This window comes from Saccharopolyspora griseoalba (assembly GCF_042665275.1).
GTDB lineage: Bacteria > Actinomycetota > Actinomycetes > Mycobacteriales > Pseudonocardiaceae > Saccharopolyspora > Saccharopolyspora griseoalba.
The window spans coordinates 23,383-43,881 of record NZ_JBHTCJ010000010.1; the positions used below are offsets into that span (position 1 = coordinate 23,383).

The 20,499-nt window shown below is 72.0% G+C and carries 20 protein-coding genes; 9 read left to right on the forward strand and 11 right to left on the reverse strand.

Going from position 1 to position 20,499, the window contains the following annotated elements:
• The first annotated feature begins 25 nt into the window (after nt 1–25).
• The gene (locus tag ACFQRI_RS18795) at nt 26–751 is read left to right on the forward strand and encodes a mycothiol-dependent nitroreductase Rv2466c family protein (protein WP_380670373.1); all 726 of its coding nucleotides are present in this window, start codon (nt 26–28) and stop codon (nt 749–751) included.
• Nucleotides 752–859: 108 nt separating this feature from the next.
• On the opposite strand, the gene ACFQRI_RS18800 is transcribed toward ACFQRI_RS18795, so the two are convergent.
• Both ACFQRI_RS18800 and ACFQRI_RS18805 read right to left on the reverse strand, forming a co-directional pair.
• Nucleotides 860–1,627, reverse strand: coding sequence for an oxygenase MpaB family protein (locus ACFQRI_RS18800; protein ID WP_380670699.1), 768 nt, complete (start codon nt 1,625–1,627; stop codon nt 860–862).
• A 124-nt stretch (nt 1,628–1,751) separates the two neighbouring features.
• Nucleotides 1,752–2,510, reverse strand: coding sequence for a pectate lyase (locus ACFQRI_RS18805; protein WP_380670375.1), 759 nt, complete (start codon nt 2,508–2,510; stop codon nt 1,752–1,754).
• A gap of 316 nt (nt 2,511–2,826) precedes the next feature.
• Between ACFQRI_RS18805 and ACFQRI_RS18810 the strand changes: the two genes are divergently transcribed.
• Nucleotides 2,827–3,879 carry a LacI family DNA-binding transcriptional regulator gene (locus ACFQRI_RS18810; RefSeq protein ID WP_380670377.1) on the forward strand — a complete coding sequence of 351 codons (1,053 nt, stop codon included), beginning with the start codon at nt 2,827–2,829 and terminating at the stop codon, nt 3,877–3,879.
• Between the two features lie 172 nt (nt 3,880–4,051).
• The gene (locus tag ACFQRI_RS18815; protein ID WP_380670379.1) at nt 4,052–4,828 is read left to right on the forward strand and encodes an enoyl-CoA hydratase-related protein; all 777 of its coding nucleotides are present in this window, start codon (nt 4,052–4,054) and stop codon (nt 4,826–4,828) included.
• A gap of 59 nt (nt 4,829–4,887) precedes the next feature.
• On the opposite strand, the gene ACFQRI_RS18820 is transcribed toward ACFQRI_RS18815, so the two are convergent.
• Nucleotides 4,888–5,937: an NAD(P)-dependent alcohol dehydrogenase gene (locus ACFQRI_RS18820; protein WP_380670381.1), complete on the reverse strand. Its 1,050-nt coding sequence runs from the start codon at nt 5,935–5,937 to the stop codon at nt 4,888–4,890.
• Nucleotides 5,938–6,042: 105 nt separating this feature from the next.
• Here ACFQRI_RS18820 and ACFQRI_RS18825 point away from each other — a divergent pair, with 105 nt between their 5' ends.
• The 3 genes from ACFQRI_RS18825 to ACFQRI_RS18835 all read left to right on the forward strand — a co-directional run bounded on the left by ACFQRI_RS18825 (nt 6,043) and on the right by ACFQRI_RS18835 (nt 9,626).
• Nucleotides 6,043–6,639 (forward strand): TetR/AcrR family transcriptional regulator, encoded by a 597-nt coding sequence (locus tag ACFQRI_RS18825; protein WP_380670701.1) that lies wholly within the window; start codon nt 6,043–6,045, stop codon nt 6,637–6,639.
• A gap of 250 nt (nt 6,640–6,889) precedes the next feature.
• Entirely contained in the window at nt 6,890–7,459 is a 570-nt protein-coding gene (locus ACFQRI_RS18830; RefSeq protein WP_380670383.1) for a hypothetical protein, read from the forward strand.
• Between the two features lie 238 nt (nt 7,460–7,697).
• Complete coding sequence (locus ACFQRI_RS18835; protein ID WP_380670385.1) at nt 7,698–9,626, forward strand: aconitate hydratase; 1,929 nt, start codon at nt 7,698–7,700, stop codon at nt 9,624–9,626.
• A gap of 34 nt (nt 9,627–9,660) precedes the next feature.
• Here ACFQRI_RS18835 and ACFQRI_RS18840 read toward each other — a convergent pair whose 3' ends face one another.
• A complete protein-coding gene (locus tag ACFQRI_RS18840; RefSeq protein WP_380670387.1) occupies nt 9,661–9,945 on the reverse strand; it encodes a hypothetical protein in 285 nt (94 codons plus the stop codon).
• Between the two features lie 61 nt (nt 9,946–10,006).
• On the opposite strand from ACFQRI_RS18840, the gene ACFQRI_RS18845 reads away from it, so the two are divergent.
• Nucleotides 10,007–10,762, forward strand: coding sequence for an IclR family transcriptional regulator domain-containing protein (locus ACFQRI_RS18845; RefSeq protein ID WP_380670389.1), 756 nt, complete (start codon nt 10,007–10,009; stop codon nt 10,760–10,762).
• Nucleotides 10,763–10,787: 25 nt separating this feature from the next.
• Here ACFQRI_RS18845 and ACFQRI_RS18850 read toward each other — a convergent pair whose 3' ends face one another.
• The 3 genes from ACFQRI_RS18850 to ACFQRI_RS18860 form a co-directional block, all read right to left on the reverse strand.
• Nucleotides 10,788–11,639 carry a glycine/sarcosine N-methyltransferase gene (locus ACFQRI_RS18850; protein WP_380670391.1) on the reverse strand — a complete coding sequence of 284 codons (852 nt, stop codon included), beginning with the start codon at nt 11,637–11,639 and terminating at the stop codon, nt 10,788–10,790.
• 339 nt (nt 11,640–11,978) lie between these two features.
• Entirely contained in the window at nt 11,979–12,626 is a 648-nt protein-coding gene (locus tag ACFQRI_RS18855) for a response regulator (protein WP_380670393.1), read from the reverse strand.
• A 4-nt stretch (nt 12,627–12,630) separates the two neighbouring features.
• Entirely contained in the window at nt 12,631–13,581 is a 951-nt protein-coding gene (locus ACFQRI_RS18860; protein WP_380670395.1) for a HAMP domain-containing sensor histidine kinase, read from the reverse strand.
• Nucleotides 13,582–13,859: 278 nt separating this feature from the next.
• Between ACFQRI_RS18860 and ACFQRI_RS18865 the strand changes: the two genes are divergently transcribed.
• The gene (locus ACFQRI_RS18865) at nt 13,860–14,930 is read left to right on the forward strand and encodes an acyltransferase family protein (RefSeq protein ID WP_380670397.1); all 1,071 of its coding nucleotides are present in this window, start codon (nt 13,860–13,862) and stop codon (nt 14,928–14,930) included.
• 12 nt (nt 14,931–14,942) lie between these two features.
• Here ACFQRI_RS18865 and ACFQRI_RS18870 read toward each other — a convergent pair whose 3' ends face one another.
• The 3 genes from ACFQRI_RS18870 to ACFQRI_RS18880 form a co-directional block, all read right to left on the reverse strand.
• Complete coding sequence (locus tag ACFQRI_RS18870) at nt 14,943–16,418, reverse strand: amidase (RefSeq protein ID WP_380670399.1); 1,476 nt, start codon at nt 16,416–16,418, stop codon at nt 14,943–14,945.
• Between the two features lie 68 nt (nt 16,419–16,486).
• Complete coding sequence (locus tag ACFQRI_RS18875) at nt 16,487–17,665, reverse strand: lytic transglycosylase domain-containing protein (RefSeq protein WP_380670401.1); 1,179 nt, start codon at nt 17,663–17,665, stop codon at nt 16,487–16,489.
• 105 nt (nt 17,666–17,770) lie between these two features.
• A complete protein-coding gene (locus tag ACFQRI_RS18880; protein WP_380670403.1) occupies nt 17,771–18,226 on the reverse strand; it encodes an RrF2 family transcriptional regulator in 456 nt (151 codons plus the stop codon).
• 161 nt (nt 18,227–18,387) lie between these two features.
• On the opposite strand from ACFQRI_RS18880, the gene ACFQRI_RS18885 reads away from it, so the two are divergent.
• Nucleotides 18,388–19,506, forward strand: a complete 1,119-nt coding sequence (locus ACFQRI_RS18885) for an NADH:flavin oxidoreductase (RefSeq protein ID WP_380670405.1) — start codon at nt 18,388–18,390, stop codon at nt 19,504–19,506.
• 97 nt (nt 19,507–19,603) lie between these two features.
• Here the strand turns inward: ACFQRI_RS18885 and ACFQRI_RS18890 are convergent, their stop codons facing one another.
• Nucleotides 19,604–20,491, reverse strand: coding sequence for an NAD(P)-dependent oxidoreductase (locus ACFQRI_RS18890; protein WP_380670407.1), 888 nt, complete (start codon nt 20,489–20,491; stop codon nt 19,604–19,606).
• Nucleotides 20,492–20,499: the final 8 nt, after the last annotated feature.

Consider the following 20,499-nt stretch of genomic DNA (forward strand, 5'->3'; position numbering starts at 1 on the left):
CGGCGACGTGGGCTAGCCTCGGGAGATGGCCGATGCGGACGTCCACTTCTACTTCGACCCGGTGTGCCCGTTCTGCTGGATGACGAGCAAATGGGTGCGCATCGTGCAGGAGCAGCGCGGTTACCAGGTGGACTGGCGGTTCATCTCGCTGCGCCTGGTCAACGCCGAGGTCGACTACGACGCGCACTTCCCGCCGGAGTACGAGGCCGGCCACACCGCCGGGCTCCGCCTGCTGCGGGTGGCGGCTCGCGCTCGCGCCGAGCACGGCCGCGACTCCGTGGCCCGGCTCTACGCCGCCATGGGAAGCCGCATCTTCGACCGGGAACCGGCCGGGGACGCCGAGGACCCCGGGTACCGCGGCACCCGCGAGTTCGTCGAACCGGTCCTGGCCGAAGCGGGCCTGCCGAACGAGCTGGCGGAGGCGCTGGACGACGACGGCCGCGACGCGGAGATCCGGGCCGAGACCGATGAAGCGCTCTCCCTGACCGGCAAGGACGTCGGCACGCCGATCCTGCACTTCGAACCGCCGACGGGCGTGGCGTTCTTCGGCCCGGTGATCAGTCGCCTGCCCGACGCCGAGCAGGCGCTCGAGCTGTGGGACCACGTCGTCGGCCTGGCCGGTTTCCCCGGTTTCGCCGAGCTGAAGCGCAGCCTGCGCGAGCGGCCGCAACTGCGCGCGCTCGGGGTCGGCGAGGACGACGTGGGCGTCCAGGAGGACTGGCACGGCGGCAGCCGCAGGCAGAAGCGCTAGGAGCTGCTCACGAGTTGCTCTGCTCGGTGCGGGCAGCAGTCCCCGGGCGGCTCAGCGGACGCCGGGCACGCCTGACGTGCGCCGGTCGAACCGGATCCCGGCAACCGCTCACACCAACCGGCGCCCGGTGCGGACGCGCCAGCGGAAGTCCCGGAGGAAGGCGTTGAACGGGAAGCGTCGCAGCGGGCCGGGCAGGCGCAGGGCGACCGCGCCCACCGCGCGGGTGAAGCGGTCGAAGCGGCGCTGATCGCGCTCGGTCCACGGCAGCCGCATCTGCTCCCGGAACACCGGCGGCAGGAAACCCGTGGTCACGAACCTGTTCGGCCGAGCGAGGGGAACCCGCAGCACCGCGGGGAGGAAGCGCAGCTCCACCACCGCCATCAGGTGCTCGCGCACCGGTTCGTCGACGCGCACGTGCTCCAGCTGCGACTGCCAGTACCGCCCGAACTCCGCGCGGCTCGCCGGCCAGGACTCCGGCCGCACCTGCAGGGTGGTGCCCAGCGGCGCCGCACCGGCGTACGCGGCCTCCCGCTGCGCGTCGGAGAGCCTGCTGCCGCTCAGAGCTTCGAACGCGTCCTCGAACCCCTTGTACAGGCACGCGGCGACCCACAGCTGCAGTTCCGGGTCGAAGGCGTTGTAGCGCACCGGGCTCCGCTCGGTGGAGCGCACCCGGGCGTGCGCGCGGTCGACCGCGCGCCGGTAGACGCGCTTGTCCTGCGCGGTGCCCGAGGTCGCCACGGCGAGGTAGGTGAAGGTGGTGCGGGCGCGCTTGAACGGGTGCAGGAACAGGTTCCCGGAGTCCACCGAGCTCTCCACCACGCCGTAGCCGACGCCCGGCCGGGCCAGCTGCATCACCACGTTCGCGGCGCCGGCCATCAGCTCGGCACCGACGATCAGCTCGTCGAACGCCCGCGACACGGAGGCCTCCCCATCTCTGCCCTGCAGAATCAGGCTAGCAATCCGGGAGGAGGCCTTCCGCGCGCGAACGGGTGCGCCGGCGCTACTCGTAGCGGATCGCCCCGGGGTCGTATCGGCACTGGTCGCTGGGACCGCTGCCGATCTCGGAGGGCTCGCCGTCGGTGACGCCCTCGTACCAGACGCAGATGTCCATCTCGCGGTCTCCCACCACCGTGATGTCGTCGAGCGTGGCGGTGTCGCCGTAGTTGACGTTGATGCCGGCCAGCGCGGTGTCGGGGGCCGTGGCCGTCACGTCGGAGATCTCCACGTGCCGTTCCACCGGGTTGGTGCTGCAGTTGCCGCAGGAGCGGTAGAGCTTGCCGAAGTCGGAGACCTCGAAGTTGCGGATGATCATGGTTCCGGGGCCGTTGTGCTGGAAGACCTTGTCGTCGGCCAGCGCCGCGCTGCCGCCGTCGACGGTCATGGTCGCCGCCGGGTCCTCGGCCTCGAACGTGGCCGCGTCCTCGCCGACGTCCTCCCACACCACGTTGCGCAAGGTGCAGCTGCCGAGGCAGTGCACCCCGTCGGCGGCCGGGGACCCGAGCACCACGTTGGACAGCTGGGCGCCGTCGGCGAGCTCGAAGATCGGGCCCTGGCCCTCCTCCTGATCGCCGCCGCCGAGATCCCCGGTCCCGTAGTAGCGGTCGCCACCGCCGTCGAAGGTCTCCCCCGCCGCGACCTGGATGGTCTCGCCGACCGGGTGGTCGGCCTGCGCCTCGGCGGAGGCACCACCAGCGGCGGCGACGACCAGCCCCACCGCGGCGAGGCCGGTGGCCAGGCGTCGCGTCATCGTTCCGGACATCTTCGTCCTCCCTGGAAAGCGGACAACTCCGCCAACCTAGGAAAGCGCTATCCAGACGGTCAACACACCAACGGCCCAACCCGTTCCCGCACGACGCCCGTTTTCCCGACCGGCCCCGGATTTCCCACCCGGCCGTCGCCGCCGACCCTGTGAGGCCGATCTCATCTGGCCCGCCGGGGCTGGCGGAGGGCCCCGGAATGCGATCTGTTGGCAGCACCCCGGACGGCATTTTTTCCATCGTTTACTGCTCCGGCGGTAGAGTGGTCGCATCACAGCGACGCGGCCCAGCGCGGGTCAGGGGGACAGGAGAACGCAGGTGCCCAAATCCGAGCCCGGCCCGTCCGGCGGCACCCGGACGGCCATGAGCCTCAAGGACGTCGCCGCGCGAGCGGGCGTTTCGGTCAAAACGGTGTCCAATGTGCTCAACGACCGGCCGCACATCTCCGCGCGCACGCGGGAGCGCGTTCAGCAAGCGGTCCAGGAGCTGGACTACCGACCGCACCCGGCGGCCAAGCTGCTCAAGAACGGGCGCACCGGGATCATCGCGCTCGCCGTGCCCGACATCGAGCTGCCCTACTTCGCCGAGCTCGCCGGAGCCGTGCAGCGCGCGGCCGAGCGCTTCGACCGCACGGTCCTGCTGGACCAGACCGGCGGCGACCCGGACAAGGAACTGCTGGTGGCCAAGGGGTTCCGCGCGCACCTCATCGACGGGTTGATCCTCAGCCCGCTGTCGCTGCGGCCCGAGCAGGTGCGCGCGTGCGCGAGCTCGCGGCCGACGGTGCTGCTCGGCGAGCGGTTCTACGACGCCGAGGTCGACCACATCGCCATCGACAACGTCGCCGCCGGCAGGCAGGCCGTGGAGCACCTGCTGGCCCAGGGCCGCCGCCGGATCGCGATGATCGGCGAGGACGACTTCTACGCGGGCCCGGTCACGCTGCGCAAGCAGGGCTACGCCGAGGCGCTCGCGGCGGCGGGCATCCCGCTGGACCCGGCGCTGATCCTGCACGCCGGTCGCTTCCGGCGCGCCGACGGCATGCGGGCGATGGACGAGCTGCTGGCCGCGGGCACGCCGTTCGACGCGGTGTTCGCCTTCAACGACACGCTGGCGCTGGGCGCCATGCGCTCGCTGGCCGACCACGGCCTGCGGGTGCCCGAGGACGTGGCGGTGGTCGGCTTCGACGACATCGAGGAGGGCCGCTTCAGCACGCCGCGGCTGACCACTGTCTCGCCGGACAAGGACGGCATCGCCGAGCTCGCGCTGAGCCGCCTGACCGGCCGGCTCTCCGGCGAGCTCACCGAGGAGCCCGGTTTCGCGGCCGCCGCGCACCGCCTGGAGGTCCGGGAGAGCAGCGCGGGCGGTCCGGCCTGACCCCGAGCTCCCGCCGGGGTCACCGGGGTTCGCGCCGAGCCGTTCGAGAACGCCGCGGAGCCGCCGTTTCCGTGCCGGGTCCGACCGGCGCGCATCGGACGTGGGGCGCGGCTTCCGCTGCCCGCACCGCCGAGCGGGGAAGCTGCCGAGCAGTTCCTAGTACGGTGCGGGCATGGGTGACTACGAGCACATCCGCAGCGAGCGGACCGACGAGGTCATCACGATCACCATGGCCCGGCCGAAGCGCCGCAACTCCCTGTCCGAGGAGCACCTCGCCGAGCTCCTGGCGGCCTTCCGCGAGGCGGGCGAGACCGATGCGGCGGGCATCGTGCTCGCCGGCGAGGGCCCGGTGTTCTCGGCCGGGCACGACTTCGGCGACGTGGCGGCGCGGGACCACGCCGGGGTGCGCGACCTGCTCGCGCTGTGCACCGAGCTGATGGACGCCGTCCAGTCCGCGCCGCAGGTCGTGCTCGCCCGGGTGCACGGATTGGCGACCGCGGCGGGCTGCCAGCTGGTCGGCGCCTGCGATCTCGCGGTGGCCGCCGAGTCCGCCGGTTTCGCGCTGCCGGGCGGCAAGGGCGGCTGGTTCTGCCACACCCCGGCCGTTCCGGTGGCGCGCAACATCGGCCGCAAGCGGTTGATGGAGATGGCGCTGACCGGCGACGTCGTCGACGCCGCCACGGCGCTGGACTGGGGTCTGGTCAACCGGGTGGTGCCCGACGCCGAGCTCGACGACGCGGTCGCCGAGCTGCTCGGTCGGGCCACCCGCGGCAGCCGGGCGAGCAAGGCCCTGGGCAAGCAGACCCTCTACGCGCAGCTGGGGCGTCCGGAGCGGGACGCCTACGCCATCGCGCTGGAGGTCATGGCCGCCGCGTCGCAGACCCCGGCCGCCGCGGAGGGCATGGCGGCGTTCCTGGAGAAGCGGCAACCCGATTGGTCGCGGGGCTGACGCGGCCGCGAGCCCCCGGAGGACCCGCGGCCGCGATCGTCAGCGCCCGGAACGACGGCTCACGCGCCGATCGTGGCGGTGTCGATCACGAAGCGGTAGCGCACGTCGCTGTTGGTGACCCGCTCGTAGGCGGTGTTGACCTGGTCGGCCGAGATCGTCTCGATCTCCGCGCCGATGCCGTGCTCGGCGCAGAAGTTCAGCATCTCCTGGGTCTCGGGCAGACCGCCGATCATCGAACCGGCCAGGGTCTTGTTGCCCGCGATCAGCGAGAAGGCGCTGTAGGACAGCGGCTCGCCGGGAGCGCCGACGTTGACCATCGCACCGCCCGGGCGCAGCAGGCTCAGGTAGGCGTCGACCGGCAGCTGGGCGGACACGGTGTTGAGGATCAGGTCGAAGCGACCCCGGTTGTCGGTGAAGGTCGTCTCGTCGCTGGTGGCGAAGTAGTCCACGGCCCCCAGCTCGAGCCCGTCCGCCTGCTTCTTGAGGCTCTGGCTCAGCACGGTGACCTCGGCGCCCATCGCGTTGGCGATCTTGACGGCCATGTGGCCGAGCCCGCCCAGGCCGACCACGGCGACCTTCTTGCCCGGACCCGCGCCCCACTGCTTGAGCGGGGAGTAGGTGGTGATGCCGGCGCACAGCAGCGGCGCGGCGACGTCGAGCTCGATGCCCTCCGGGATGCCGCAGACGAAGTTCGCCTGCACCACGACGTGCTGGCTGTAGCCGCCGTAGGTGTTCTCGCCGTCGAAGCCGACGCCGTTGTAGGTCTGGACGTTGCCCTCGACGCAGAACTGCTCGGTGCCCGCCCGGCAGTGCTCGCACTCGCCGCAGGAGTCGACCATGCAGCCCACGCCGACCCGGTCGCCGACCTGGTACTTGGTCACGCCGTCACCGACGGCGGCGACCACGCCGGCGATCTCGTGGCCCGGGACCATCGGGAAGATCGCCGAGCCCCAGTCCTCCTCGACCTGGTGGATGTCGCTGTGGCAGATCCCGGCGAACTTGATGTCGATCAGCACGTCGTTCGACCGCAGGTCACGTCGCTCGATCGTCGTCGGCGCCAGGGGTGCCCCCGGCGACTGCGCGGCGATAGCGTGCGTGATCGTGCTCATGAACCCTCCAAAGAACTCGACGAGGACCCCCACGTGTAAGAGACCTCTTACATTGGAACCCGCGCGCAGAGATGCGCATTCCCCGCGACGGATGTGAGCCAGGACATGGGCGGCAAGTACCACCACGGCGATCTCCGCGCCGAGCTCGTGCGCGTCGGGCTCGAGCTGATCGCCGAGCGCGGGCTGGACGGGTTCTCGGTGGCCGAGGTGGCCCGCAGGGCCAAGGTGAGCGCGGCGGCCCCGTACCGGCACTTCGCCGAGCGGGAGAGCCTGCTGGCCGCGGTCGCCGCCGACCTGGCGCGCCGACTGGCCGACGAGGTCGCCGAGGCGGCCGAAGCCCACGACGACGTCGCGGAGTCGCTGGCGGCCGCCGCGGGCGCCTACACCGCCAGCCTCATCGGCCGCCGCGCGGGCATGGAGCTGATCAACGCCGAGGCCCTGCAGGGCGAGCAGCACGCCGAGCTGCACGACCAGGTCCGCAGGCTCACCGACCAGTTCCTGCTGCGCTGCCTGCAGATCGCACCGGCCCCCGAAGCCCTGGAGCTGATGGAGCAGCTGTTCACCCAGGCCCACGGCTACGGCACGTTCTGGCTCAACGGCGTGTTCACCAAGCACGGCTACACCCCGGACCTGGTGGTCCGGAAGTCCACCAGAGCCGCCCGGATCGCGGTCGCCGGCCACCAAGTCGACGACCGCCCCTAGACCCGCGAAGCGATCGGTCCGAGCAGTTCCGGGCTGAACCGCGCTTTTCGCACCCCGTTCGCGCCTACTGCGGACGGGTGATCTTCGTCCATTCGGCCGCCTGGACTTCTTCGAGTGAGCACCATGCGTTCGCCTGACTGAAAGGGGGATCAGCGTGCCACCATCCATTCGAACGCGTCCGGACGGAACGAAGTACCCGATCAAGGGCAAGAGCGGGTCGACGGGCGCCGTGGTCGCAGGCGGGGTCGCCGTGGCGCTCGCCGCCAGCGCAGGTGGCGGCGCGGTGGGCGGCACGACCGGGTCGGCCGCGATGTCGGCGGCTGAGTCGGCCGTGGTGCGCAACGTGCAGAGCAACTTGTCCAAGGCGAAGCGGGACGTGCGCCGCGGCAAGCCAGGCCAGGCGTGGCGACGGTTGGGTTTGCGCAAGGGAGCGAACAACACGCTCGACGCAGTTGAGTGCGCGAGCCTGAGCTTCGGCGAGGTCCAGGACTTCTTCGCGCGCCATCCGTGTCGCAGCATGCGGCGGGTGCAGTTCCCCGTCTCCTACGAGGGCGGCCGGATTTGGGTGCTGGTATCGGAGGTCCGGATGCGCTCGGCTTCCGAAGCTCGTCGGTTCACGGCGCTGATCGACCGCCACGGCACCGGCGACACCCGACCCGTGCTGCCGACCGTCGAGTTCACCGGGCACAACTACGACTCCGACCAGCAGCGTCGAACCGTGTTCGTCGCCGAATCCGAACCTGCCTCAGGCGCCGCCCCGGAACAGCTGCTCGAGGCCACCGCGAAGGCCGCTGCCGAACTCGCCCCGCGCGTCACCTGAGCGGCGAACTGCCCCGCGGTCGCCACGGCATGCCCCCCGGGTGCGTTCCTGCCCCGGGGGCATGCCTCTCATCGACGCACCGGTATTGCACGAGGCGGCGCCGATCAGCGATCCCTCCGGTTCGGCGACCTCCGGCCGAACCGGTGCGGTGCCTGGAATCGCGCTGCGCGGCTGAAGGTTTCCAGCGCCTTCCGGCGGGGTACTCCGGAACGCGGCACCCCGTCGGAAGGAGGCGTCGATGGCGCGGAACCTGGCGCACAAGCTCATCGCTCCGCACCTGGTCGAGGGGGACATGACTCCGGGAGAGCCGATCGGGCTGTCGATCGACCAGACGCTCACCCAGGACGCCACCGGCACGCTGGTGATGCAGGAGCTCGAAGCGCTCGGCCTGGACCGGGCGCGCACCGAGCGCAGCGTGCAGTACGTCGACCACAACCTGCTGCAGGCCGACCAGCTCAACGCCGAGGACCACGAGTACCTGCGCACGGCCTGCCAGCGCTACGGGATCTGGTTCTCCAAGCCGGGCAACGGCGTGTCGCACCCGACGCACATGCAGCGGTTCGGGATCCCCGGCAAGACGATGGTGGGCTCCGACTCGCACACCTGCGCCGCGGGTTCGCTGGGGATGCTGGCGATCGGCGTCGGCGGGCTGGAGGTCGCGCTGGCGATCGCGGGCCAGCCGCTGCGGATCCGGATGCCCGAGATCTGGGGCGTGCGGCTGGACGGCGAGCTGCCGGACTGGGTGTCGGCCAAGGACGTGATCCTGGAGATGCTGCGCCGCCACGGGGTTTCCGGCGGGGTGAACCGGATCATCGAGTACCACGGACCGGGACTCGCGGGGCTGTCGGCGATGGACCGGCACGTCATCGCGAACATGGGCGCCGAGCTCGGTGCCACGACCACCGTGTTCCCCGCCGAGGACGCCGTGCGCGAGTTCCTGCGCGCCGAGGGCCGGGAAGCCGACTTCGAGGAGTGGCAGGCCGATCCGGGCGCGGAGTACGACGTCGAGGACCGCGTGGACCTCTCCGCCCTGGAACCGCTGATCGCCAAGCCCTCGGCTCCGGACAACGTGGTCCCGGTGCGCGAGGTCGCGGGCGAGCCCATCGGGCAGGCGGTGATCGGATCGTCGGCGAACCCGGGCCTGCGGGATTTCGCGGTGGCCGCCGCGATCGTCCGCGGCCGGCAGACCGACCACTCGGTGAGCTTCGACGTGAACCCGACGTCGCGGGAGATCCTGTCGGACCTGACCAAGATGGGGGCGACGTTCGACCTCGTCGCGGCCGGTGCGCGGATCCACCAGGCCGGTTGCATGGGGTGCATCGGGATGGGGCAGGCACCGGCGTCGGGGACGAACTCGCTGCGGACGTTCCCGCGCAACTTCCCCGGCCGGTCGGGCACCCCGGAGGACTCGGTGTGGTTGTGCTCGCCGGAGACGGCGGCCGCTTCGGCGCTGGCGGGCGTGATCACCGATCCGCGCGAGATGGGCCGCACTCCCCCGAAGCTCGACCTGCCCGCCGAGGCGTCGATCAACACCGCGATGCTGGTGGCCCCGGAGGAGCCCGCGCGGGCGCGCCAGGTCGAACCGGTCAAGGGCCCGAACATCTCGGCGCTGCCCGAACTCGATCCGCTCCCGGAGCGGGTCGAGGCCCCGGTCCTGCTCAAGGCAGGCGACGACGTGTCGACCGACGAGATCTCCCCCGCCGGGGCGCGGGCCCTTCCGTACCGCTCGAACATCCCGAAGCTGGCGGAGTTCAGCTTCACCCGCCTCGACGAGGAGTACCCGGCGCGCGCCCGCGAACCGCACGTCGTGATCGGCGGTTCCAACTACGGGCAGGGCTCCTCGCGCGAGCACGCCGCGATCGCGCCGCGCTACCTGGGACTGCGCGTGGTGGTGGCCAAGTCGTTCGCGCGCATCCACTGGCAGAACCTCGCGAACTTCGGGATCGTCCCGCTGACGTTCGCCGACCCGGCAGACTACGACTCGATCGAGCGCGACGACGTGCTCGTGCTGGAGGACCTGCCCGAGGCCTTGCGCTCCGGGAACGAGATCGAGATCCGGAACGAGACCCGCGGCCTGCGCTTCCGCGCGCGGCACGCGCTGTCCCGCGAGCAGGTCGAGGCGATCCTGGCCGGCGGGGTGATCCCGAGGCTGGCCGGCACCCGCTGAGCGGCACCCGCGACATCGGCGGGCCGTGCGCAGCTCACTGAGCAGCCCGGAGGTGCGCTCGCGCCTCGGCGCTGGCGGTGAGCGACGGCTCGGATCGACCACCGATGGCAACGATCGCCGGACCGACCAGCTCGTCGACCGCGCTCGGGGCGAGTTCGGCGGGGTGGCCGACTTCGACGCCGCGGTCCGCGATCCCGCCGCACCGCGGAGCCTGCTGCCCGCGGTGCGGCGGCGACCACCTGCCCCTCAGCCCGAAGGGCTGGGGGATGCTCGCGGGCGCGGTGCCCGCCGAGTGCTCCGGGTAGCGGGCGCAGCGCACCGATCACCCTGGGTTGATGGATTAAAATCCCTGGTCACGAGAATCGAGACGGGGGTGTTGCGTGCGTTCGGTGGAGCGGACCCTGGCCGTGCTCCGGGCGTTCTCGGCCGAGCGGGCCGAGCTGACGCTGACCGAGGTCGCCGAGGCGAGCGGTCTGGACCGGGCCGGAGCGCGGCGGATCCTGCTGGCGCTGGTCGACCTGGGCTACGTGCGCCACGAGCAGCGCCGCTTCGCCCTGACGCCGCAGGTGCTGGAGTTCGGGCACGCCTACCTGTCCGGCCGGTCGCTGCCGCAGATCGCCGAGCCTCACCTGCGGCGGCTGACCGCCGAGGTGCGCGAGATGACCGCGCTGGCCGTGCTGGAGGACACCGAGATCCGCTACGTCGCGCAGGTGCCCAGCCCGAAGCTGCTGGGCGTCGCGATCCCGGTGGGGACCCGGCTGCCCGCGCACGCCACCTCGATGGGCAAGGTGCTGCTGGCGGCGGTGGCCCCGGAGCGGCTGGAGGCGGGGTTGCGCTCGGCGGACCTGCCCGCGCTCACCCGGCACACCGTCACCACCCGCGAGGAGCTGCTGGCCGAGCTCGCCGAGATCCGCAAGCAGGGATACGTGATCGCCGACGACGAGCTCGAGGAGGGCCTGCGCGGGGTGGCGGTCCCGGTGCACGACGCCGACGGCGGGGTGTGCGCGGCGGCGAACGTCTCGCTGGACGTGCACTCCTCCACCGAGGAGGGGGTGCGGCGGGAGATCGTCCCGCTGCTGGCCAGGACCGCGGCCCGCATCGAGGCGGACCTGCAGCTGAAACCGCGGCGCCGGTGAGCTCACCGGCGCCGCGGTCGTCGCCTCAGTCGCCGAGCTCGGCGAGGTAGCTCTTCTCGGCGACGTGGATGTAGAAGTCGGGCTCGTGCTCGGTGGCGGTCTCCTGGAAGTCGCCGTAGGTGTCGATGCGCTGGAACCCGACGTCGCGCAGCAGCCCGCGCAGGTAGTCGCGGCGCAGCGGGTACATGTTCAGGTAGTACTCGCCGCCGTCGTCGAAGGTGTACTTGTAGCGGGCCAGGCCCTCGTCGACGTGGTCGGGGACCGCGTCGACCTGCTCGCCGCAGTAGTAGTAGGTGCTCTTGCCGGTGGTCTTGCCGTCCAGCAGCGCGTCGTAGTTGCGCTGGTCGATGATCAGCACGCCGTCGTGCTTGAGCATCGCGTAGAACTCGGCGAGCGCCTTGCGCCGGTCGTGCTCGGAGAACAGGTGGGTGAACGAGTTCCCGAGGCAGATCACCGCGTCGAACTCCCCGTGCACGTCGCGGTTGAGCTGCCGCCAGTCGGCGTTGACCACGCGCAGCAGGTGACCGCCGTGCTGCAGGCCGTTGCGGAAGGCCTTGGCCAGCATCTGCGGGCTGCCGTCGACGCTGACGGTGTCGAAGCCCGCCTCCAGCAGCTGCACGGAGTGGAAGCCGGTACCGGTGGCGGCGTCGAGAACCCGCTGCGCACCGCGCGACTTGAGCTGGTCGACGAAGAAGCGCCCCTCGCCTTCGGCGCGGCGCGGCCAGTCGATCAGATCGTCCCACTTGTCGACGATGCCGCCGACGTACTCCTGGGCGTAGTGGTCGCTCTGCCGGACCGCCAAGGGGTCGTCGCCGAATTCCTGCTCGTGAACTCGGAAGAATTCGCTCGTGCTGTCGACCTGAACGTCTTTCGACATTGTCCCTTTCCTCGAATCGCTCGAAAACGAACGCGCGCGCACCGGCGAATCCGCCGGGGCCGGAATTCCGACGTCGGATCCGACACTAATCGCGATCGGATTCGGAGCAAGGGCCCGCAGCGCGACCGACCGCTCCCCCGGCGCTTCTGAGCCGCACGCCAGCGGGCGCGGAGTACCGCTGTTGACCAGCGCGGCAGCGGCCCGGCGCACGGGCGCGGGAGAGCGCCGAAAATCCACCTGGGGCGTTGTTCTCCCAGCGAACTCTGGTGTCGCTGAGCGCACGGAGCAGTTCGGCCGGAAACCTCACGCTCCTCGGGCGTGAGGTTTCCGGCCGAGCTGCTAGGGCTCGATGAGGCCGGCCCGGATCGCGTAGCGGGTGAGCTCGAGGCGGTCGCGCATGCCGAGCTTGGTCATCAGGTTGGCGCGGTGGCGCTCTACCGTCTTGACGCTGATGAACAGCAGGTCGGCGATCTCCTTCGAGGAATTGCCCTCGGCGACGAGCTTGAGGATCTCCTCCTCGCGGTCGGTGATCGCCTTGTCCGGCACCCCGCCCTGCCCGGCCCGGTCGACGTAGCTGCGGATCAGCGCGGTCACCGCTGCCGGGTACAGGAAGGGCTCGCCGCGCATCGCCGCGCGGCAGGCCTCCACCAGGTCGCGGTCGGCCACCGACTTGAGCACGTACCCCGAGGCCCCGGCCTTGAGCGACTCGAAGAGGTACTCCTCGTTGTCGTACATGGTCAGGATCAGGATCCGCAGCTCGGGCAGCCTGCGGGAGAGCTGCTTGGCGGCCTGCAGCCCGGTCAGCCGCGGCATGGCGATGTCCAGGATCGCCAGGTCCGGCGGGTCCGCGGTGGCCAGCTCGACCACCTCGACCCCGTCGCCCGCCTCGGCGACCACGGTCAGATCGGGTTCGTTGTCCAGGATCATCCGCACGCCCCGGCGGACCAGGGCGTGGTCGTCGGCCAGCAGGATCCGGGTCTCGGCCATGGGTTCAAGCGCTCCTGTTCGGCAGGTGGAGGAGGACTTCGGTGCCGCCACCGGGCGCATCGCCGATGGTCAGCCGGGCGCCGACGAGCAGCGCGCGTTCGCGCATGCCGCGGATGCCCGCGCCCTCGGGGGCCTCGCCGATGCCGTGCCCGTCGTCGCGCACGCGCAGCCGCACGCCGTGCTCGTCGCTGCGCACCAGCACGTCGAGGCGGTGGGCGGCGGCGTGGCGAGCGGCGTTGGTGATGCTCTCCTGGGCCACCCGGTAGATCACCAGCTCAGCGGAGTCGTCCAGGGCGGGCAGCTCGCCGTCGACGCGGTAGCGGGCTGCCGGGCCCGCGTGGTCGTGCAGCTCGGTGGTCAGCGACTTCACGGCGCTGGCCAGCCCGAGCTCCTCCAGCACGCCCGGGCGCAGCCTGCGGGCGATGCGGCGGATCTCGTCGAGGCTGTCCCGGGTGATCTCCTGGACCTGGTTCAGCTTGCCGGAGACCTCCGCGGGCGCCTCGTCGGAGACGTGCTTGAGCTCCAGCAGCACCGCGGTCAGGCTCTGGCCGACCTCGTCGTGCAGCTCGCGGGCGATCCGGCGGCGCTCGGACTCCTGGGCCGACAGCGCGCGGGCGTTGCTGGTGGCGCGCTCGACCTCCAGGCGGTCGAGCATCGCGTTGAACGCCGAGATCAGCTCGGCGACCTCCCCGCGCCCGCGGACCTCGGGGCGGGCGGCTCCGGGGCGCAGCAGGTCCACCGAGGTCATGGCGCGGATGAGCCGCCCCAGCGGGGCGAATCCGATGCGCAGCAGCGCCAGGTTCGCGACGAGCATCACCACCAGCCCGGCCAGCAGCACCACCACCTCGGTCGGCGAGACCGGGGCGGAGATGGTGGCCGGGCTGAGCATGAGCACCGCCGCGCCCGCCACGAACACGGCCGCGTTCAGCAGGAACACGCGCCAGAACAACGACACCGTCCATCACCTCCTCCGCGAGCGGTCAGCACAACTATCGCGGTGCGCCCGGCGCGGCCACGACCCGCCCCGAGGGTGCTGCGACGACCCCCACGCCCGAAATGGGTGTTGTCCCCGATGCGGATCTTCGTCCGTTCGAGTGAGCATTGCGCGCACGTGCCGGGCGCGCGCCTGGCTTCTCGGGGGGCCGGACGCACGTCCGGCTCTCCGCTGCCCGAACGCGCGCCGTGGCCGCGCGCACGCCGCAGCGGGAATTTTCGGCACGGAGGACGAAACAAGTGGCGAGCAGCCGTCGGAAGATCAGCTGGGACCTGGTGCGCGCGGGCTGCGTCGTGCTGGTGATGCTCTACCACTCGACGAGCCTGAGCACCTGGTTGCACCCGGAGCTCGCACCGCGGCCGGTGACCTTCCCGTTCCAGGTCGGCGCAAGCATGCTGCTGGTCGTCTCGGCCTACTTCGCCTGCGTGACCATGGGGCGCGGTTCGCTGCTGAAGTACTGGTGGGGCCGCATCGCCAGACTGCTGCCGTCGTTCCTGGCCGCGGTGGTGGTGATCTACCTGCTGCTGCGCGCCTTCCCGATCGAGGGCTGGTTCTTCCCGGGGCCGGCCGATCTGCGGGCCAACCTGCTGATGCTGTGGCACTGGAAACCGCAGGACTACTGGTTCCTGGACGGTTCGCACTGGACCGTGCCGATGCAGCTGATGGGCTTCACCGCGGCGAGCCTGCTCTACGCCAGCCGCTGGGGGCACGGCAAGCGGATGATCGCGGTGATGTGGGCCGCGGTGCTGGTCCCGCTGATGCTGTGGCCGGTCCGCGTCGGCGAGCCGCCGGAGACCTACCGCATGATCGTCGACGGGTTCGGCCTGCACCGCTGGCACCTGTTCATCGCCGGGGTCGCCATCTGGATGTGGTCGACGCGGCGGATCCGCGACGGCCACTTCGCGGCGCTGCTGGTGGCGTGCATGATCGCGCAGGCGTTCCACAACTACGCCAACACGCCCGAGGGCCTGGTCGCCGATTGGGGGTCCACGGTCGCGGTGTGGATCGGGATGTGCGTGCTGGCGCTGGTGGCGCGCGGCCCGGACTGGGACCGCGTCATCCCCGTCCCCGCGCAGCGCGCGATCACCTGGTTCGCCGGCATCTCCTACGGCGTGTTCCTGATGCACCAGGCGTTCGGCTACGTGGTGATGCGCAAGCTGCAGGACCACGGGTTCGGCCCGGGACCGCAGGTGGCGGCGATGCTGGTCACCGGAACGGTGCTGGGCTGGGCGCTGACCAAGCTGGTGGAGAAACCGGCGCACCGGGTGTTGATGCGCCCCTTCCAGCGGAAGGAGCGCAGCTTCGCCTGATCCCGCGCGCCGTCAGGCGAAGCCGCTCGGCATGCTCCACGGCGCGGCCTCCTCCAGCTGGCGGGCCAGCCGCAGCAGGGTCGGTTCGCTGCGCAGCGGTCCGACGAACTGCACGCCCAGCGGCAGGTCGTCGGGTGTGCGGTGCAGCGGGAGGCTGATCGCGGGGCGACCGGTGAGGTTGGCCAGCTGGGTGAACGGCACCCACGCGAGGTTGCGCTCCACTACCTCGTCGACCACGCCGAGGTGCTTGAGCAGCCGGGAGGTCCCGGTGCGCAGCGCCAGCCTGCCCGCGAACCGCTGCGCGGCGGGCATGTCCAGCGAGCCGATGCGGATCGGCGGTTCGGCCAGGGTCGGGGTGAGCAGCAGGTCGTAGCGGTCGTGGAAGGCCGCGAGCGCCGCGGTGTGCTCGGCGCGGCGCTCCTGCGCCGCCTGCGTCCGCACCGCGCTGGCGGCCTCGCCCAGCGCGGCCAGCAGCAAGGTCTCCAGCTCGAAGCCCTCGTCGCCGCACCCCGTCTCGCGCTTGGCCCTGGCGAGCTCGATGGCCTGCCCGACGATCCAGATGCTCAGGAAATCGCGGCCGAGCTGCCGGTCGTCGTGCGGCGGGTCGACCTCCTCGACCTCGTGGCCGAGCTCGGCGAGCAGTTCCGCGGCGCGCTCGACCGCGCGCACCGCCTCGGGGTGCGGTTCCGGGCGCAGCGCGCAGCGCGCGGTCCAGCCCACGCGCAACCGACCGGGCGGTGCTTCCAGCGCGTCCAGCAGCCCGCCGGGCTTCGCCGCGGCGAAGGGGCTGTCGGCTTCCTCGCCGATGACGACGTCGAGCAGCGCGGCGGTGTCCCGGACAGTGCGCGAGATCACGCCGTTGGTGCTCAGCCCGTTGAGCGGTTCTCCCGCGCCGGGCCCCGCGGGCACCAACCCGCGGCCCGGCTTGAGCCCGACCAGCCCGTTGCAGGCCGCCGGGATCCGGATCGACCCGCCGCCGTCGCTGGCCGCCGCTGCGGGCACGATGCCCGCCGCCACGGCAGCCGCGCTGCCGCCCGACGAGCCGCCCGGGGTGCGCTCGAGGTTCCACGGGTTGCGCGTCGGTCCGAACACCTCCGGATCGGTGGTTCCCTTGACGCCGAAGGCGGGCGTGTTGGTCTTGCCGAAGATCACCAGCCCGGCGTCCAGCCAGCGCTGCACCACCGTGCTGGTCCACGTCGCGGGCCGGTTCAGGTACGCCCGGCACCCGTTGGACGTCGGGTATCCGGCCAGGTCCTGGTGGAGGTCCTTGAGCAGGAACGGCACCCCGGCGAACTGCCCGGTGAGCGGCTGCGCGGCCCGCTGGTCGGCGTGCTCGTCGAGCCTGCGCACGACGGCGTTGATCCGCGGGTTCACCGCCCGGGCGCGTTCCCGCGCGGCCGCCAGCACCTCCGGCGCGGTGACCTCGCCCTCGGCGATCAACCCGGCCAGGCCGAGACCGTCGTGCTCCAGGTACTCGCTCACGTCCACAGACCCGTCTCCTTCGAACGCACTGCTCCCGCGTGCAGAACGACCGAGGTACCCGGAAGGTCACCGTCCTACGTGCTGGAGGTCGGCTCCGGTTCGGCGGTCGACTCGGGGCTCTCGGTGCTCGAAGGCGGCGGCGGTTCGCTCGGCGGGGGCGTCGAGGAGCTCGGCGGCGGGGGTGGCGGCTCCGAAGACGGCGGTGGCGGCGGGGGCTCGGAAGACGGTGGTGGCGGGGGTGGCGGTTCCGAGGGCGGCGGTGGCGGCGGGTCCGAAGGCGGTGGCGGAGGCGGGGGCTCCGAAGCCGGAGGGGGCGGCGGAGCGGGGGCAGGCCCCGGACCGGCGACCGGAGCGGGCGGCGGTGGCGGGGGCGCTCCCGGACCCGGCGGCGCGCCCGCGGGACCGGCCGTGCTCATCGGCGCGCCGGGAGGCACGTCGAGCAGCGAACCGCCGGGATCCGGGCTGCCCGGTGGCAGGCCCGCGGTCGGCACGACGCCGCGCGCGTAGCGGTCGGCCCAGGCCAGCACCGCGCGCACGTAGGTCTCCGAGGGGTTGTAGCGGAAGATCGCGGCGGCCAGTTGCGCGCGGTCGCGCAGGTTCCCGCTGCCGGTGCACAGGTAGCGCCCGGAGGCCAGCGCCGCGTCGAAGACGTTGTGCGGGTCGCCGCCGGCGGCGTAACCGCGCCAGGTGCTCGGGATGAACTGCATCGGCCCGACCGCCCGATCCCACACCGAGTCCCCGTCGAGGCGGCCGCCGTCGGTGTCCGAGATCGCCGCGATCCCCGGCCCGCCGTTGAGCCGCGGACCCAGGATGGGCGAGAACGTCCGGCCCGAGCGGTCGACCTGCCCGCCGCGCGCGTGGTTGGACTCGATCCGGCCGATGCCTGCCAGCACCGACCAGTGCAGCCCGCACGCCGGATCGGACGCCGCCAACGACCGCTCCGCGCGCTGGTAGGCGGCCAGCACGACACCCGGGATGCCGAGCGTGCCCTCCGGAATGCTTCCGAGCCGACCGGTGCCGCGCCCGACGCGACCCCGGTCGAGGTCGTCGTAGAAGCCCGGGCTCAGCGCCCGGTCCTCGGGCAACCGCCCGTTCACACCCGGTTCGCCGGAGGGTCGCTTCGGCGCGGGATCGGACTCCGGAGGGCGCTGCTGCGGCTGCACGGTCGAATCGCCCCGCATCGCCAGCGTCGGCACCACCAGCATGAGAACTCCGCTGGTCACAGCGGTGAATCGCTCACCGGTGAACCCCACCAACCCGCACCTCCCGATCCGCGGACACGGCACCCGGTGGTGCAGTATTCGATCAAGAACGAGCAGTCGGCACCGCCATTCGGCGCAGCGGGCGCGAAACGGACGTCACTCCGCCGAGGCCTTGCCACCCGGCTCGGCGTCGATCGAGCGGAACTCGCGAACGCTGTCGGCGAGCGTCCGATCACCGAGCGAGGCCAGCACCGCCTGCTCGGCCTCGGCGGTCAGATCGGCGAAGTAGCGGGTGGCGTTGGCGGTGGTCTCGCAGACGTGCTCGCAGTCCGGCGAGGCCCACAGCGGCTTGTCGCCCACCGCGCAGCGGTAGATCTCGGCGAGGGTGATCTCCTCGGCGGGCCGCGCCAGCTTGGCTCCGCCACCGCGGCCCTTGGTGCTGACCACCAGGCCGCCCGCGGCCAGCGGGACGAGCAGCTTGCGCACCAGGCTCGGGTTGGTGCCGAGCTCCTCGGCGAACCGGGTGGAGCTGAGCACGGCGGACTCGCCCTCGGCCGCCACGGCAAGCCGGATCATGACTTGCAGCGCCCGGCAGAACCGGATGTCCAGCACGTTCTCCACCCCCTCGCAGGACGGCGCGCAGTTTAACAACGTGGACCACCCCATAATAGCAACAGACACAGTTGCAGTTCTTCGGACGGGATCTGTACGTTTGTCGTGCACACTTTCCCGTCCGGGTCGCGGACCTGGACCGCACGACAGGAGAGCCGCGAGTGACCACCCGCGCTGCGCAGGCACTGGCCCGCCCGTTCGAGATCGGCGGCACTTCGCTGCCGAACCGGATCGTCATGGCCCCCATGACCCGCATCCAGTCACCCGGCGGGATTCCCGGTGATGACGTCGCCGCCTACTACGCCCGCCGCGCCGCCGCGGGCACCGGCCTGATCATCACCGAGGGGACCTTCGTCGACCACCCGCCGGCCGGCTTCAGCCCGGACATCCCGCGCTTCCACGGCGAGCAGCAGCTCGCCGGCTGGTCGCGCGTGGTGCGCGCGGTGCACGCCGAGGGCGGCAAGATCATGCCGCAGATCTGGCACGTGGGCATCCAGCGCCCGGCCGGTTCCGGCGCCTACCCCGAGGCGGCGACGGTGGCCCCGTCCGGCGTGGGCCTCGACGGAACCCCCGGCGCGGGCTCGCCGATGACCCTGGGCGACATCGACGACGTGATCCACGCCTTCGCCGAGGCGGCCGCGCAGGCCGAGCGCATCGGCTTCGACGGCGTGGAGCTGCACGGCGCGCACGGCTACCTCATCGACCAGTTCCTCTGGGAGCGCACCAACCGCCGCACCGACGCCTACGGCGGGAACCACGTGGAGCGCACCAGGTTCGCCGCCGACATCGTGCGCGCGGTGCGCGAGCGGGTCTCGGCGGACTTCCCCGTGGTCATCCGCTTCTCGCAGTGGAAGGCCGACAACTACGACGCCAAGCTCGCCGAGGGCCCGGACGAGCTGGAGGCGATCCTCGCCCCGCTGTCCGAAGCCGGTGCGGACGCCTTCCACGCCTCCGGCCGCCGCTACTGGGAGGCCGAGTTCCCGCAGGCCGACCCGGAGCTCAACATCGCCGGCTGGACCAAGAAGCTCACCGGCAAGCCGGTCATCACCGTCGGCTCGGTCGGCCTGGACCTGGCCTTCGACCCCGGCGCGGGAATGGGCGTGGGCGCCGGCGTGCAGAGCATCGAACGCCTGCTGGAGCGCTTCGAGAACGACGAGTTCGACCTGGTGGCCATCGGCCGCGCCATGCTCGCCGACCCGCTGTGGGCCGAGAAGGTCCTCAACGACCGCCAGCAGGAGCTCGTCCCGTTCACCAAGGACGCCCTGACGACCCTGTACTGAGCAGGTGCTCGGCCGCACCCGTGAAGCGCTCGCCTCCGGGTGCGGCCGGACCGGCCGGGAGTCCCGCGCCGGGCGCACCGGTTCCGACGGGTTCCCGTCAGCCGCCGAGGGTTCGGACGAGGCCCGAGTGGTCGAGGTCGCCGTCGCCCGCCTCGACCATCCGCTCGAACTGCTCGAGGACGAGCTCCACGAGCGCTGACGGAGCGCCGACCTCGCGAGCCGCATCGCGCGCGAAGACGAGGTCCTTGAGCTGGTTGCGGGCACTACCGCCCCCGGTGAACCCGGCCTCCAACCAGCGCCTCGCCTTCTGCTCCAGCACTGCGGAGCCGGCGAGACCACGCCCCAGCGCGTCGAGCAGGTCGGCGCGGGAGAGCCCGTGCCGCTCGGCCATCACCAGCGCTTCGCACCACGCCGAGATGGTCCCCGCGACCACCACCTGATTGCAGGCCTTGGCCAGCTGACCGCTGCCGGCAGGACCCATGTGCACCACCGATCCGGCGACCGCGTCGAACACGGGTCGCAGCGACTCGACCGCGACCTGGTCCCCGCCGACCATCAGGCTCAACTCGCCGCGCTGCGCCCCCGGCACGCCCCCGCTCATCGGCGCGTCGACGACGCGGACGCCGTGCTGCGCCTCGAGTCGTTCGGCGAACTCCCGGAGCGCCACCGGCGAGACCGTGCCGTGCACGACCAGGACCGGCCGCGCGACACCCCGGCTGCGCCATCCCTCGAGCAGTCCGCCGGGTCCGGACAACAGGGCCTCCACCTCCGGCAGATCCGGAAGGACCGTCAACACCACCTCGCCCGCCGCCTCGGCGGGTGTGGCGGCCCGACGAGCCCCGCGGGCCACCAATCTCCCGGCGCGGCTGGCAGTCCGGTTCCACACCACGAGCTCGCCCCGGTCGCGCAGCAAGTTCTCCGCCATCGGCGCGCCCATCGGCCCGAGACCGAGCAGGGACACCTCGCCGTCAGCTGGAAGCGCCATCGCCGACC

Coding starts and splice junctions, on each gene's coding strand:
- ACFQRI_RS18795 (WP_380670373.1), top strand. CDS start 26: ATGGCCGATGCGGACGTCCACTTCTACTTCGACCCGGTGTGCCCGTTC.
- ACFQRI_RS18850 (WP_380670391.1), bottom strand. CDS start 11,639: ATGTCGAAAGACGTTCAGGTCGACAGCACGAGCGAATTCTTCCGAGTT.
- ACFQRI_RS18890 (WP_380670407.1), bottom strand. CDS start 20,491: ATGGCGCTTCCAGCTGACGGCGAGGTGTCCCTGCTCGGTCTCGGGCCG.
- ACFQRI_RS18800 (WP_380670699.1), bottom strand. CDS start 1,627: ATGGCCGGCGCCGCGAACGTGGTGATGCAGCTGGCCCGGCCGGGCGTC.
- ACFQRI_RS18855 (WP_380670393.1), bottom strand. CDS start 12,626: ATGGCCGAGACCCGGATCCTGCTGGCCGACGACCACGCCCTGGTCCGC.
- ACFQRI_RS18835 (WP_380670385.1), top strand. CDS start 7,698: ATGGCGCGGAACCTGGCGCACAAGCTCATCGCTCCGCACCTGGTCGAG.
- ACFQRI_RS18805 (WP_380670375.1), bottom strand. CDS start 2,510: ATGTCCGGAACGATGACGCGACGCCTGGCCACCGGCCTCGCCGCGGTG.
- ACFQRI_RS18825 (WP_380670701.1), top strand. CDS start 6,043: ATGGGCGGCAAGTACCACCACGGCGATCTCCGCGCCGAGCTCGTGCGC.
- ACFQRI_RS18820 (WP_380670381.1), bottom strand. CDS start 5,937: ATGAGCACGATCACGCACGCTATCGCCGCGCAGTCGCCGGGGGCACCC.
- ACFQRI_RS18815 (WP_380670379.1), top strand. CDS start 4,052: ATGGGTGACTACGAGCACATCCGCAGCGAGCGGACCGACGAGGTCATC.